At 68.9% G+C, this 12820-nt stretch carries 13 protein-coding genes; 7 read left to right on the top strand and 6 right to left on the bottom strand.

Annotation, left to right across the window (positions count from 1 at the left end):
- Nucleotides 1-98: 98 nt before the first annotated feature.
- On the top strand, nucleotides 99-809 hold the full coding sequence (locus tag BM345_RS00500) for a Crp/Fnr family transcriptional regulator (RefSeq protein WP_254789403.1): 711 nt from the start codon (nucleotides 99-101) through the stop codon (nucleotides 807-809).
- A gap of 3 nt (nucleotides 810-812) precedes the next feature.
- On the opposite strand, the gene BM345_RS30445 is transcribed toward BM345_RS00500, so the two are convergent.
- On the bottom strand, nucleotides 813-1619 hold the full coding sequence (locus BM345_RS30445; RefSeq protein ID WP_254789401.1) for a helix-turn-helix transcriptional regulator: 807 nt from the start codon (nucleotides 1617-1619) through the stop codon (nucleotides 813-815).
- Between the two features lie 159 nt (nucleotides 1620-1778).
- Here BM345_RS30445 and BM345_RS00490 point away from each other — a divergent pair, with 159 nt between their 5' ends.
- Both BM345_RS00490 and BM345_RS00485 read left to right on the top strand, forming a co-directional pair.
- Complete coding sequence (locus BM345_RS00490; RefSeq protein ID WP_093374439.1) at nucleotides 1779-2843, top strand: class I SAM-dependent methyltransferase; 1065 nt, start codon at nucleotides 1779-1781, stop codon at nucleotides 2841-2843.
- A 224-nt stretch (nucleotides 2844-3067) separates the two neighbouring features.
- The gene (locus tag BM345_RS00485; protein WP_175544853.1) at nucleotides 3068-4054 is read left to right on the top strand and encodes a hypothetical protein; all 987 of its coding nucleotides are present in this window, start codon (nucleotides 3068-3070) and stop codon (nucleotides 4052-4054) included.
- Here the strand turns inward: BM345_RS00485 and BM345_RS00480 are convergent.
- A complete protein-coding gene (locus BM345_RS00480; RefSeq protein ID WP_139237435.1) occupies nucleotides 4051-5037 on the bottom strand; it encodes an SGNH/GDSL hydrolase family protein in 987 nt (328 codons plus the stop codon). The two genes, BM345_RS00485 and BM345_RS00480, sit on opposite strands and share 4 nt — an antisense overlap.
- A 242-nt stretch (nucleotides 5038-5279) precedes the next feature.
- Nucleotides 5280-5891, bottom strand: a complete 612-nt coding sequence (locus BM345_RS00475) for an NAD(P)-dependent oxidoreductase (RefSeq protein ID WP_093374435.1) — start codon at nucleotides 5889-5891, stop codon at nucleotides 5280-5282.
- A gap of 133 nt (nucleotides 5892-6024) precedes the next feature.
- Between BM345_RS00475 and BM345_RS00470 the strand changes: the two genes are divergently transcribed.
- Nucleotides 6025-6927, top strand: a complete 903-nt coding sequence (locus tag BM345_RS00470) for a LysR family transcriptional regulator (protein WP_254789399.1) — start codon at nucleotides 6025-6027, stop codon at nucleotides 6925-6927.
- Nucleotides 6928-7254: 327 nt separating this feature from the next.
- Here the strand turns inward: BM345_RS00470 and BM345_RS00465 are convergent, their stop codons facing one another.
- Together BM345_RS00465 and BM345_RS00460 are read right to left on the bottom strand one after the other, a co-directional pair.
- A complete protein-coding gene (locus tag BM345_RS00465; RefSeq protein WP_254789397.1) occupies nucleotides 7255-9024 on the bottom strand; it encodes an ATP-binding response regulator in 1770 nt (589 codons plus the stop codon).
- Nucleotides 9025-9053: 29 nt separating this feature from the next.
- The gene (locus BM345_RS00460) at nucleotides 9054-9686 is read right to left on the bottom strand and encodes a response regulator (RefSeq protein WP_093374431.1); all 633 of its coding nucleotides are present in this window, start codon (nucleotides 9684-9686) and stop codon (nucleotides 9054-9056) included.
- A gap of 225 nt (nucleotides 9687-9911) precedes the next feature.
- Between BM345_RS00460 and BM345_RS00455 the strand changes: the two genes are divergently transcribed.
- From BM345_RS00455 to BM345_RS00445, 3 genes are all read left to right on the top strand, one after another.
- Nucleotides 9912-10160, top strand: coding sequence for a hypothetical protein (locus BM345_RS00455; RefSeq protein ID WP_093374429.1), 249 nt, complete (start codon nucleotides 9912-9914; stop codon nucleotides 10158-10160).
- 89 nt (nucleotides 10161-10249) lie between these two features.
- The gene (locus BM345_RS00450) at nucleotides 10250-10936 is read left to right on the top strand and encodes a murein L,D-transpeptidase catalytic domain family protein (protein WP_217653940.1); all 687 of its coding nucleotides are present in this window, start codon (nucleotides 10250-10252) and stop codon (nucleotides 10934-10936) included.
- Nucleotides 10937-11025: 89 nt separating this feature from the next.
- The gene (locus BM345_RS00445) at nucleotides 11026-11394 is read left to right on the top strand and encodes a hypothetical protein (RefSeq protein WP_254789395.1); all 369 of its coding nucleotides are present in this window, start codon (nucleotides 11026-11028) and stop codon (nucleotides 11392-11394) included.
- Here the strand turns inward: BM345_RS00445 and BM345_RS00440 are convergent.
- Nucleotides 11379-12818, bottom strand: a complete 1440-nt coding sequence (locus BM345_RS00440; protein WP_093374422.1) for a glycosyltransferase 87 family protein — start codon at nucleotides 12816-12818, stop codon at nucleotides 11379-11381. The two genes, BM345_RS00445 and BM345_RS00440, sit on opposite strands and share 16 nt — an antisense overlap.
- Between the last annotated feature and the right edge of the window lie 2 nt (nucleotides 12819-12820).

The raw sequence follows: 12820 nt of genomic DNA, 5'->3' as shown, positions 1-12820 counted from the left end.
GACAAAAAAGCACACGGGTATTCCCAGAGCCCGCGGGAGCGCGCGCGCTCGAGTCGATGGTCCTGCAGTCCCGATGGGCCGCAGCTCTGCCGCCGAACATGCTGGAGCACGTGCTGGGCAACATGCTCGACCGTCACGTGGCTACCGGCGACTTCATCGCACACGCAGGCGAGCCGGTCGACTACTGGATCGGCGTCGTCCACGGCTTCGTGAAGATGTCGGTCGGCAACAGCGACGGCCGCATCTCCACCCTCGCAGGGGTGTCCGCCGGACTCTGGTTCGGCGAAGGATCGCTGCTCAAGCACGAGCCAAGGCGTTACGACGTGCTGGCCCTGCGACCTTCACATGTCGCACTGATGCCGCGCCGGACCTTCGAATGGCTGCGCCGGACCAGCATCCCCTTCAACCACTACCTGCAGGACCTGCTCAATGCCCGGCTGAGCCATTTCATCGGCACGCTGGAGCGCGAACGTCTTCTCGACACCGACGCCCGAATGGCCCATTGCATCGCCAGCCTTCTGGACGAATCGCTGTGCCCACATGCGCCTGGCCTTCTGCAGATCGGGCAGGCCGAACTGGCGTTGCTGGCCAACATGTCGCGCCAGCGTGCAAACGTGGCGCTGCACCGCTTGCAAGCCCTGCAGCTGATCCGCATCGAGCGCCTGGGTCTGCGGGTGCTGGACATGGCCGGCCTGCGCTTGCACTGGCCGTCGGCCAAGCCGCTGGGCGGCGGTGCCCCTCGGCAGCAATGGAGGCCGGCGAGCTCGGACTCGTCGTCCCCCGCCCGGGGCATCGCTCCCAGCTCATGAACATCAGGCGTGCAAATGGGGCCGCACGCCCAGCATGCCCAGCGCCCGCATGACCGCCGCCGTGCGGGTCTCCACGCCCAGCTTCACGTACATGTGCTCCAGGTGCTTGTGCACGGTGCGCACGCTGATGCCCAGCAGCCAGGCGATGTCCGCATCGGTCTTGCCGGCGGCGAGCCAGCGCAAGACCTCCCGCTCGCGCGGCGTGAGTTCCGGCGGAACGGGCAGGGCCTTGAAGGGCAACAGCGGCGTGGCGCCCTCCCCGTCCACCGTCAGCCCCGCCTGGGCGCGGCAGGCCTGCCGGTAGAAAAAGGCCAGGTGCGGGCGCAGCAGTTCCAGCCGCTCCCAGTCGCGTTCGCTGAAGTCCATGTCGCGCCGGTTCAGCACGATGCTCACCAGGGTGTGGGCATCCACGTAGAGCGGCACGGCCACGACCTGGTCCAGGCCGATGCGCTGGTAGTAGTCCACGTACAGGGGTGTGGCATGGAAGTCGCGCCCGCTCAGCGAATCGGAGATCCGGTGCGTTTTGCCGCCGCCGTCGAAGCCATGGTGGCGCACCAGCGGATGCTCGAAAAAATGCCGGTCGAAGGCCGCGATGTCCTGCGCGCCCAGCCGGATGCCCGGCAGTCCCACCACTGCCCGGTGGCCGCTGGCCAGGTCGCACACCGAGAGCGTGACCAGCTCCGCCGCGACAAAGCTGCCCAGCAACCGGACTGCCGCACGCGCAAAGGCATCGAGGTCGCCGCTGGCCGGCTCCAGCGCTGCCAGCAGGTCCAGGGCCTGGGCGTAGTCCTTGCGCGTCAGGTGATTCATGGCCGCACCTCGCTTGGCAGGAAGCATCTACGCAAGCTTGCGTATTGGCCGGGCTCCCCCGTCGGAGGGACCATGGGGCCTCGCGTGTCCGGGCTTTCCTGCTGCAAGCAGTATAGGAAGGCCGGCTGTGTGCTGCCTGAACGAAGGAGGACCCTCGCCATGGCCATCAACGAAGACAAGCTCAACGCCTTCATGGCGCAGTTCGTGCAGGACATCGGCGCCGTGATGCATGCGGCCACCGTGGTGGTGGGCGACGAACTCGGGCTGTACAAGGGCCTGGCCCAGGGCCCGGGCGCCTGCGCTGAACTGGCCAAGCGCCTGGAGGTCGACGAGCGCTACCTGCGCGAATGGCTTTATGCCCAGGCCGCGAGCGGCTACGTAACCTACGACCCGGCGAGCCAGAGGTTCTCGTTGAGCGAGGAGCAGGCCATGGCCCTGGCGCAGGAAGGCAGTCCGGCCTTCATCCCCGGCGCCTTCCAGATCGCGGTGGACCAGTTCAAGAGCATCCCGAAGATGAAGCAGGCCATGCGCACCGGGCTGGGCGTGGGCTGGCACGAGCACGACCCGGCGCTGTTCCGCGGTACCGAACGCTTCTTCCGACCCGGCTACGCGGCCAACCTGGTGGAGCAGTGGATTCCCGCCCTCACCGGCATGCGCGAGCGGCTGCAGAAAGGCGCCAGCGTGGCCGACGTGGGCTGCGGCCATGGCGCATCCACCCTGCTGATGGCGCAGGCCTACCCCGCCTCCAGCTTCGTGGGCTACGACTACCACGCCCCGTCCATCGAACATGCCAGCGCGATGGCGCGCGAGGCGGGCATCGGCGAGGACCGGTTGCGCTTCGAGGTGGCAAGCGCGCAGGACTTCCCCGGCCAGGGCTTCGACCTGGTGGCCTTCTTCGATTGCCTGCACGACATGGGCGACCCCGTCGGCGCCGCCGCACACGTGAAGAAGAGCCTGAAGCCCGACGGCAGCTGGCTCATCGTCGAGCCCTTCGCGAACGACAAGGTGGAGGACAACCTGAACCCGGTGGGGCGCGTCTTCTACTCCGCCTCCACCTTCATCTGCACGCCGGCCTCGCGCGCCCAGAAGGGCGCCGCCTGCCTGGGCGCGCAGGCCGGCGAGGCGCGCACGCGCGAGCTCGTCATGCAGGGCGGCTTCGCCCAGTTCCGCCGCGCCACGCAGACGCCCTTCAACCTGGTCTATGAAGCAAGGAGTGCGGCATGACCGCAGCCTGAAAGCCGCCCAGGCGCGGGAACCACGCCCGCCCGCCCCGATCAACTCATGCGCCGGGAGACGCTCCCCATCCGCCGCAGATGACACGCCGGTGTCAGGCGTCGTTGCGCCCGCCATGCCGGGCGCGCGCAGGGCCATTGGCTGGCCTGGCATGACGCTTGCCAGTAGCATCGCCCGCAGACAACCACAAAGTCACGGGAAGGGCGATCCTCAAGATGCAGGAAAGATTCAGCCAGGCAAGCTTCGCGTTCCGTCGCCGCGGCAGGGCCATCGCCGCCGGCCTCGCCGCATTCACCCTGGCTGGCGCCGCCTCGGCCCAGGAGTTCCGGCTGGCGCAGGAGGCAAGGCTGCAGCAGCGGGCCAACGGCATCCTGGCCCTGATGGGCTATTCGGTGGTGCCCGACCTCACCTCCAGCAACCTGTCGATCAACAACGCCCAGACCGAGAACCCCTCGGTCTTCATGACCCAGCTGGGCGGCGGCGACACCTTCAGCAAGAGCTTTCCGCTGTACCTGGAAGGCGCCATTGCCTACAGCCGCTACGACCCCACCTTCATCGCCAGCAACGGCGTGGATGCGCGGCGCCTGCCCACCCGTTGGAACACCCTGACCGGCACGGCGGGCGTGGGCTGGGACTTTCCCATCACCTCCGAACTGGTGTTCCGCCCCATCTTCGACTTCGCACTGGGCAAGATGGCCACCGACCTGCGGGTGGCGGAGTTCGCGCTCAGCCGCATCACGGGCCGCGAGGTCGACTTCCTCGAGAACGGCACCATGAACGCCTACGGCCTGGGCGGCGCGGTCATGCTCGACTGGGAGCATGTGCGCGAGGAATATCTCATCGACGTCGAGCTGCGCTACACCGACATCCGCCTGCGCACCTTCGGCAACACCTCGGACCTGGTGCAGGGCGAATCCTCGGCGCGCACCGCCAACATCTACGCCCGCTACCGCGCGCCCATCGCCGGCATGCATGCGCTGGACCGGCCGGTGCGCTACGTGCTGGAGTTTTCGCATTCGCGCTACCTGGGCAACCAGACCGACATCCTGGGCTTCGACCACCTCACCAGCCTGGGCGCCGGCCTGGAATTGGACACCAGCGCCTACAACCCCCTGTACGTCAGCCGGCTGCGCGCCGTTCTGCGCTACATGTTCGGCAACAACGTCTCGGGCGTGTCGCTGGGCCTGGCGGCCAGCTTCTAGCGCGCCGCGTCCGAAGTCGTCAGCGAGCGCACCAGGCGCTCGACCTCCTCGTCGCTGATGGGCGTGACCGGCAGGCCGGCCACCTCGTGCAGGTGCCGCACCATCGCCTGCGCCCACAGCACGTTCCACACCAGGCCGTTGTGGTCGTCGGCCAGCAGGGAATGCGTGGGCTCGTCGCCAACGGAGTGGGTCACCTGCAGCGCGCCGACACTCACGGTGCGGAAGGCCGGCCGGCCCTGCGCATCGCGCGAGCCCCAGAGCCCGCGGAACCAGGCGCGGTCGTCGAAGAAGCTGGTGTGCGGCACCTCGGCCACGATGGCGCGCAGGCCCTCGTCGAAGTCATCGAACACGCGCGCGATGTTGCGGATTTCGGCGGCCGATTGCCAGCGATCCAGGTTGTGCGCATCGTTCGAATCCTCGAAGGAGTCGACGAGGACGATGTGCGTGCCGGGATGCGTCCTGCGGATCAGGTCCACCGCCTCTCGATAGCGCTGCACGCAGCCCTGCACGACCGCCTGCGCCGCAGGCTCGCCGGGCGACCTCGCCTGGGTTTCCATCAGGCCGGACAGGTCGGCGATGCCGATGCGGATCACCACCACGCCGCTCTCCCAGCGCTGCGGCTCGCGGTCCATCAGGGCCACCAGTCGCGGCGCCTGCCGCACGCGGGTGGTCATGAGCTGGGTGCAGGAAGCGCTTTCGTTGGCGAAGTTGAAGCGGAAGTCTTCCTTGCGCGGCGCACGGGCCACGGGCAGCCGCAGCGAGTCGAACCAGCGCAGTCGTGGGTTGGATTCGCCCGAGATTTCCCAGGGCCCCTGGTCGATTTCGTCGGCGCGCAGGCGGGCGATGACCTCGCCCCATTGCAGCGTGCGGTCGCGCAAGGCCCCGCCGCGCTGCTCGGGATTGGGGTTGGAGATGCGGTCCTGGTAGGAGAGGCTGTTCGAATCGCCCATCACCGCCAGCGAGACCTTGGCGTCCTGGGGCATGGCGCTCAGTCCCCATGCCGGCGCCAGCGCCAGCGCCAGCAGCGCCGCCGCAAGCGCCCGACCGAGTCCACGCCTGATGGCGCCTGCGCTCTCGGGTCGGTCAGCTTGGCATCCATGGACGTGGATCGATCGCAGCATGTCAAAAGGGCATCATGCGGACGGGCCGGGCAGACCGTGCTTCGCGTTACGTCTTTTACATGCCCAGTATGAACGCACGGCAACGGCCGTGCACGCAAAAGCGCTCAGTAGCCGACGGTGAATCGCTGCCCGGTGTGCTTCGGCGATTCGAGTTCGTCGACCAGGGCCAGCGCAAGGTCCTCGACAGAAATGCGGCTCGCGCCGGCGGCATCGACCAGCAACTGGTCGCCACCCATGCGGAACTGGCCGGTGCGCTCGCCCGGCTGCAGCAGGGCCGAAGGCGAGATGAAGCTCCATTCCAGAGCCGAGCCTGCGCGCAGCAGGCGCAGCAGTTCGCGTGCCGCCAGCGCCTCGTCCTTGTAGGCGGCCGGAAAGCTGGGCGTGTCGACCAGGTCCACGCCCGGCGCGGCCTGCAAGCTGCCGGCCCCACCCACCACCAGCACGCGCGGCACGCCCGCGTCCTGGATGGCCTTCAGGATGGGGCGCGGGTCGACCTGGCTGTACTTGACCGAGATGACAGCCACGTCATGGCCGGCCAGCGCCGTCGCGAGCGCGGCGCCGTCCTTCACGTCCAGCGGCAGCGTGCGCAGGGCGGCGCGCGGCGCCAGGGTGCCCGCGTTGCGGGCGATGGCGCCGACCTGATGGCCGCGCTGCAGGGCTTCGGCCAGCACGCGCGAGCCGACCATGCCGGTGGCGCCGATCAATGCGATCTTCATGATGAAATTTCCTCTCGGGTGGTTGCGGATGCCTGTAGCGTAGGCACCGCGGGCTGTTTCGATAAGATGGACGATCCAGCTTTCTCAGTTCACTTGAAATGGACAATCGATGTAGGCCCTGAGCGGCGTCAATTTGAACCGGCTGGTGGTGTTCGTCGCGGTGGTGGAAGCCGGCTCGCTGTCTGCGGCGGCACGGCGCCTGGGGCTGGCCAAGACAATGGTCAGCGCGCACATGCAGCGGCTGGAGGCCGAGGTCGGCGCCAGCCTGCTGCTGCGAAGCACCCGGCACCAGAGCCTCACGGACGCAGGCGAAGCCTTCTACGAGGCCAGCCGCCGCATCGTCCAGGAGGCGCAGGAAGCCATCAGCGCCGCCGGGCAGGACAGCGCGGAACCACGCGGCACCCTGCGCATCGCCGCACCCAACGACTATGCGGCCACCGTGGTGGCGCCTGTGGCCGTGGCGCTGCGCCGGCGGCACCCCGGATTGGGCGTGGAGCTGGTGGCGGGCGACCGCGTGGTCGACATGCTCAAGGAAGGCATCGACGTGGCCATCCGTGCGGGGCGCCTGGCCGATTCCAGCCTGCTGGCCACGCGGATCGGCAGCTTCAGCGAATGGCTGGTGGCCAGTCCGCAGAGGTTCGAGGCCGGCGATGTGCCGGCCCGGCCGCAGGATGTGACGGGCCTGCCCTTCATCGCCCTGTCGGTGCTGACCCAGCCGCTGAACTGGACCTTCACCAGCGCCAGCGGACGCAGCCGACGCACGCTGCGCTTCGAGCAGGCGATGTCGTGCAACACTTCGCACGCGGTGCGTTCGGCGGCGCTGGCGGGCGGCGGGCTGGCGGTGTTGCCGGACTACGCGGTAAAGACCGAGGTGGCGGCCGGCCGGCTGCTGAAGCTGCTGCCCGGCTGGTCGCTCCCGGAAAGCGGCATCTACGCGGTATTTCCAGCCGCTCGGCACCGCGCCCGCAAGGTGCACGCATTCCTGGACGCGCTGCGCGAGCACATCGAGCGAACCGGCGTGCTGCCGGATTTCTGAAATTCAATTGACCCGCCACCGACGCAATTGAGCCAATGCGCACGGCAAAGGATTCAATCGGCGCGTTTTGCGTCCGAACAACGAATTCGGCGCCAACCGTGCGTAATTCGCGGAAGCCAGGGCCTTTGTCGAATTGCGCGGACGTCGCGCCACGCATACGCTTGCGCCAACGCTGGCGTGGCCATGCCCGATGCGGCCTGCACGCACCTGGGCGACATCACGCCGCAGGAATTCGACCGCGAGTTTCCTGCCTGGGCCCGGGTGGTCGGCCAGTCCGCCTGACGCCGCCAGACGCACGAGGCGGCCCGCCGGGCCGCCCTCGCCTTCCTACCCCCGCAGCCCCGCGAAGGAAGAATCCAGCGCGCGGCCGCTCAGCATGTAGCTCATCGCGCGGTGCAGCTCGCTGGGCAGCACCGGCTTGTGCAGCAGGGGCACGCCGCTGGCGATGGCATCGCGCAGGCGCTGGGGCGCGGTGTCCCCGGTGATCAACAGCACCGGCAGCTCAGCGCCGAATTCGGCGCGCAGCGACACCGTGGCGCCGGCGCCGGTGCGCTGGTCGCGCAGGCGGTAATCGATGATGGCCATGTCCGGCGCGTTGCGGCGCGCGTGGTCCAGGGCCTCTTCGATGGAGTCGGCCACGTCGCAGGCGCAGCCCCAGGCCTGCAGCAGCAGTTGCATGGCGGCGCGCACGGTCTCGTCGTCGTCGATCACCAGCACGCGCACTTCCTCGAAGGGTCGAAGCGTTCCCTTGGGTTCGGCCGCGAAGGGCTGGGCGGCAGCCAGCACGCCCACGCGCGCCAGCGGCAGGCTCAGGCGGAAGACGCTGCCGCGTCCGAACACCGAAGAAAGCGTGAGTTGCTGCCCCTGCGCACGCGCCAGGCCCTGCGCGATGGCCAGGCCCAGGCCCAGCCCCTTGCGCCTGTCGCGCTCGGCGTTGCCCAGCTGGTGGAACTCGCGAAAGATCTCCTGGTGCGCGGATGGCGCGATGCCCACGCCGGTGTCCCACACCTCCACCACCAGCTGGCTGCGGCGCAGCCGGCAGCCCACCAGCACGCCGCCGCGCTCGGTGTAGCGAATGGCGTTGGACACCAGGTTGCGCAGGATCAGCGCCACCAGCGCCGGGTCGGCATCGACCACCGCATGCGTCTCGCGCGAGCGGTAGACGATGCCCTTGGCATCGGCCTGCGGCGCCAACTCGTTCTCGATGCGGTTGAGCAGCGGCTGCAGCGCGAACTGCTGGTTCTGCGGCTGCACCACGCCGGCCTCCAGGCGCGAGAAATCCAGCAGCGTGTCCAGCATCTCGGCCGAGGCCTGCCAGGTGGCGCGGGCATTGGCCAGCGCCGCCTGCTGCGCAACGTTGAGCGGCGTGCGCGCCAGCACCTCCAGGAACAGGCCCTGCGCATGGATGGGCTGGCGCAGGTCATGGCTGGCTGCCGCCAGGAACTTGGACTTGGCCAGGTTGGCCTCCTCGGCGTCGCGATGCGCCGCCTGCGCATGCTCGGTCTCGACGCGCAGTCGCTCGATCAGCTCCAGGTTCTCGAAGCGCAGCGCGATGGCCCGGCGCGCGGCGCGCGTGCCGTTGCGCGCCTGGCCGATGAGCGTGGCCACGTAAAGCAGCACCGCCACGGCGAGCGTCTTGTAGGCCGGGTCGTCCAAGGTCCACAGCTTGGTGGACAGCACCACGCCTTCGGAAACGCCGAACACCACGAACACGGGCAGGATGGGCGCCAGCGAGGACATGGAGCTTCCCGCCACGCCCGCCAGCACCGCCACCACCAGCACGCTGCCCGCCACCGAGGTGGTGCCCAGCGTGGCCCAGGCCAGCGCGCCCCAGGCCGTGCCGTCGATGAGGTTGAGCACCATCTTGCGGCGCATCAGCACCGGTGCCTGTTCCGGCAGGATGGGCCCGGCCAGCAGCCGGCGCGCGTCCCACACCAGGTACAGCTTGAGCAAGACGATCACAGCGCACCACAGGCACAGGGCCAGCGCGTTCTGGTCGTTGGCCAGCACCCAGACCAGGATCGGTGCCACCACCAGCGTGGGAATGAGGGAACTGCCGATGTTGCCCAGCTGCAGCCGCAGCTGTTCGACCAGCATGCGGTCTTCCGGGAGGCGCTGCCCCGACATCAGGCCACGATGCCGCGCTGGCGCGCCGCGAAGCCGGCCTCGGAACGGCTGGACACCTGCAGCGCGGCCAGCACTGCCTGCACGTGGCCACGCACCGTGTTCTCCGACAGGCTGAGCCGGCGCCCGATCACCTTGTTGGACAGGCCCTGGCACATGAGGTCGAGCACCTCGCTCTGGCGCGGCGTGAGCAGCGGCGCCTGGTCGTCCTGGCCGCCGGCCTCGGTGCCCGGCGCCTGGGCGGGAAAGGCGTCGCGTCCAGCGGGCAGGCCGCGGCGCACCTGCGCGATCACGCCCAGGATCTTGTCGGCCGGATCGGCCTTGGAGACGAAGGCAGCCGCGCCGCGTTCCATGGCCAGGCGCACCTTTTGCGGCGAGGCCTCGGACGACAGCATGACCACCGCCGCCTGCGGCCACTTGCGCTTGAACAGCGCGATGCCTTCGAGGCCGTTGAGCCCGTGCAGCTGGATGTCCAGCAGTACCAGCGCCGGATCGATGGGCGCCAGCATGGCTTCCTCCAGCGAAGCCGCCTCGCTCACTTCCAGGTCGGGAATGGCCGCGCTCAGCACCATGCGCAGTCCGCAGCGGAACAGCGAGTGATCATCGACAAGAAGGATTCGGGGCGGAAGCAGCATGGAGAACGAAAGCAGTACGAAAGCGATACGAGAGCCGGGGCCCGAAGGCATGGAGGGCATTTTGCCCAAGGCACCGGCGGCCTGACCGGTCCAAATGGACTATTTACCTGCGGGTCACTTGTGGAGAGGATCACGGCATCGACAGTTCTTGCATGCAAGCGAGGCCTCCACCCCGACAGACATGAGCGCCGAATGAAGCCCCTGGTCCACGTCCAACGAATCGCGATGAACGCGTACACCTACCGCGTCAGCGCCACCGGCGCACAGACGACGGGGGACAGTGCCACCTTCGATTCGCTGGAGCGCTGCCTGTTCGACGCCGGCGCGTCGCTGGACCGCTACTTCGCCAGCGTCGAGCTCAAGCTGGACGGCCTGTTCATCGGCCAGTACGCCACCCAGGCCCTTAGGGTGCATCCCACCATCGTCGCGCAGCGCATCCGCCAGCACTTCCATCCGGCCCGCGCGGCCGACTGAGCGCGCAGAACCCCTGCTGGCATCCGGACGGGGCGCGTTCTGGCGCATTCCCGACACAATGCGTCCGATCCCCAGGGAACTCCCACGACGTGGTCGCCCTCACTCTTTGGGTGAGCCGTCCTGCCCGCCTCCTGCCTTCGAGCCGGCGCCTGTTCGTGGCGTCCACCGCCCTCGCCGGGCTGGGCTGGATCGCAGCGCCCAAGGCGGCACGCGCCGAAGTGCCGGATGACGCGCCGGCGGTGACCGAGGCCGGTGCACCCGTTGAATCGCCGAACCCGCTGCTGGAGCGCGCCCGCGCCGAACTGGCGCGCCTCGGCGAGGCCATTGCACTGCAGGATCTGGTCGCCGTCGCCGACTTCTCCCAGCCATCGCACCTTCCGCGCTTCCATCTGATCGACATGCAGACCGGCGAGATCGAGCAGAGCTTCCTGGTGGCGCACGGCCGCGGCTCCGACCCCCGGCACGTCGGCCGGGTGCTGCGCTTTTCCAACGAGGTGGGCTCCAACGCCAGTTCCGAAGGCGCCTACCGCGTCGGCGAGCGCTACGTCGGCAAGCATGGGCGATCGATCCGCCTGGACGGGCTGGACCCGAGCAACAGCAATGCCGAAGTGCGTGCCATCGTGATCCACGCTGCGCCCTATGTGGGCCCCGAGGTGCTGCAGGCCCAGGGCAAGCTGGGCCGCAGCGAAGGCTGCTTCGTATTCTCGGAGGAAGACCACGAGGTGGTGCTCGACCGGCTCGGACCCGACCGCTTGCTGCTGGCCGGCATGTTCTGAGCGGGATTCCCGCAGGTCTGCGGGCGAAGCCTTCCGGCAGGCCCGCCGGCATGCTTCAATCGCCCTCTCGAATACACCGGAGGGCGATCATGAGAAGCTGGATGACCGAGAGCCGCACCACCCGCGCCACCGCCACGCTGGCCCTGTGCGGGGCATTGCTGATGTCAGCGGGCTGCGCCTACTACGGGCCCTACCCCGTGACGACCGCGGTTCCCGCGAGCTTCGACCGTTCGTTCAGCGCCGCGGGCAACGCCATGCGCGACCAGGGGCTGGCCATCCGCACCGAGGATCGCGCCAATGGCGTGATCGTGGGAGCGCAGGGCGGCGCCACCGTCACCGCCAACATCCGCCAGCAGGCGGACGGCAGCGTGCGGGTGCAGTTCGATGCCAACGGCCCGCGCGACCCGTCGCTGATCGACCGGGTATCGCGCAGCTACGACATCTACATGGGCCGCTGAGACAGCAGCGCCGCAGCCGTGGTGGCTCCGCCGCCGCGGGCGTCCTTCGTCACCAGCAGCACGCGGCCGCGCCGGATCAGCGTCACCATGAGCGCCAGCACCAGCGCCGCGCCGATCAGCACATAGGACTGCAGCGGATTGAGCAGCGTGTCCGCCAGCGGCCTGGTGATGTAGACGAAGGACTGGCTCACCAACACATAGCCCGCGAACATCGCCGGCACGCTCCAGCGCCCCCAGGGCTTGCGCGCCAGCACCCAGGGCAGCACGACCGCGAAGATGGGGAACAGCACGCCGTAGTGGTGCGTCCACGCAATGGGCGAGGCCATGGTCAGCGCGAGCATCGCCAGCGCCAGGTGCACGGCGCTGGGAACGTCCTTCCTGGCGAAGAACACGCCCAGGCCCAGCAGCAGCAGCGTGCTGGCCAGCGTCACGCCGTACACCACGGGGTGGTAGGGCGCAAAGGCATCGCCGCGCCACAGCACGTTGTCGCCGTTGAACAGCAGGCGGTTGACCAGGCCGTTCACCGTCTGGTTGTCCGCGTAGCTCTCGCCACGCCGGCTGATGTAGGAAGCCACCTGTGCGTAGTCGAGCACGTTGTGCAGGCCATACAGACCGATGGCGAGCAGCCCGAACAGGCCGGTGGTCACCAGGATGGCAGCGGTGAAGCCCCATTGCCGGCGGATGAAGCCCCAGGGCGCGATCACCAGCCAGTGCGGCTTCACGATGCAGCACAGGCCGATGCAGATGCCCGCCAGCACCTTGGCGCCGCGCTGCCAGGCCAGCAGCGCGACCGCGGCCAGCAGCGTCATGATGGTCTGCACCTGGCCCAGCGTTTCGGACAGCGCGATGGGGTAGAAGAGCACCGTGCTCAAGATACCGATGAGCACGCCGCGCCAGCCCACGCCCGGCGCGGACGCATCACGGGCATAGGGCTCGGAGGCACGCGCCGCGTTGGCGATCAGCATGGCGAACACCAGGCCGATGAGCGGTACGCAAAGCCGCGAGACCACCTGCAGTGCCACCAGCAGCGTGCCGTCGGCCAGTCCGAACAGGCGCTGCGCCAGGTCCAGCGGCACCAGGGAAGTCAGCGGGTACTGGAACTTCATGTGCTGCTCGAAGAACAGCGTCTGGTAGAGCGACTGCCCGGGATTGGCCTGCAGCAGGTGGATGGCGTTCACCATCGGCCCCCACGAATCCACCGCGCCGCGCGGGATGAACACCCGCACCGCATAGCGCACCGCGTTGTCGACGGGCCGCCCGTCCAGCATGGACACCAGCGCGCCGATGCACAGGCCGCCCAGCACGAAGCACAGCCACAGGCGCCAGCTGCGCGCCACCGGGTCGGAAGAATTCGGCGCCGGCCGGCGCCACAGGACCACCAGCACCAGGCCGGCGAGCAGCAGCACCGCGAGCAGCAGCGCCATCG

The organism is Variovorax sp. OV329, from assembly GCF_900114785.1.
Taxonomy (GTDB): Bacteria; Pseudomonadota; Gammaproteobacteria; order Burkholderiales; family Burkholderiaceae_C; genus Variovorax.
The sequence above is the reverse complement of the archived record's forward strand: the minus strand, read 5'-3'. Positions and strand labels throughout refer to the sequence as shown.

Bases quoted from the DNA above. Each gene is read 5' to 3' on its own strand.
- BM345_RS00500 (WP_254789403.1), top strand. From the start codon at position 99: ATGCTGGAGCACGTGCTGGGCAACATGCTCGACCGTCACGTGGCTACC.
- BM345_RS30445 (WP_254789401.1), bottom strand. From the start codon at position 1,619: ATGAATCACCTGACGCGCAAGGACTACGCCCAGGCCCTGGACCTGCTG.
- BM345_RS00490 (WP_093374439.1), top strand. From the start codon at position 1,779: ATGGCCATCAACGAAGACAAGCTCAACGCCTTCATGGCGCAGTTCGTG.
- BM345_RS00485 (WP_175544853.1), top strand. From the start codon at position 3,068: ATGCAGGAAAGATTCAGCCAGGCAAGCTTCGCGTTCCGTCGCCGCGGC.
- BM345_RS00480 (WP_139237435.1), bottom strand. From the start codon at position 5,037: ATGCCCCAGGACGCCAAGGTCTCGCTGGCGGTGATGGGCGATTCGAAC.
- BM345_RS00475 (WP_093374435.1), bottom strand. From the start codon at position 5,891: ATGAAGATCGCATTGATCGGCGCCACCGGCATGGTCGGCTCGCGCGTG.
- BM345_RS00465 (WP_254789397.1), bottom strand. From the start codon at position 9,024: ATGCTGGTCGAACAGCTGCGGCTGCAGCTGGGCAACATCGGCAGTTCC.
- BM345_RS00460 (WP_093374431.1), bottom strand. From the start codon at position 9,686: ATGCTGCTTCCGCCCCGAATCCTTCTTGTCGATGATCACTCGCTGTTC.
- BM345_RS00455 (WP_093374429.1), top strand. From the start codon at position 9,912: ATGAACGCGTACACCTACCGCGTCAGCGCCACCGGCGCACAGACGACG.
- BM345_RS00445 (WP_254789395.1), top strand. From the start codon at position 11,026: ATGAGAAGCTGGATGACCGAGAGCCGCACCACCCGCGCCACCGCCACG.
- BM345_RS00440 (WP_093374422.1), bottom strand. From the start codon at position 12,818: ATGGCGCTGCTGCTCGCGGTGCTGCTGCTCGCCGGCCTGGTGCTGGTG.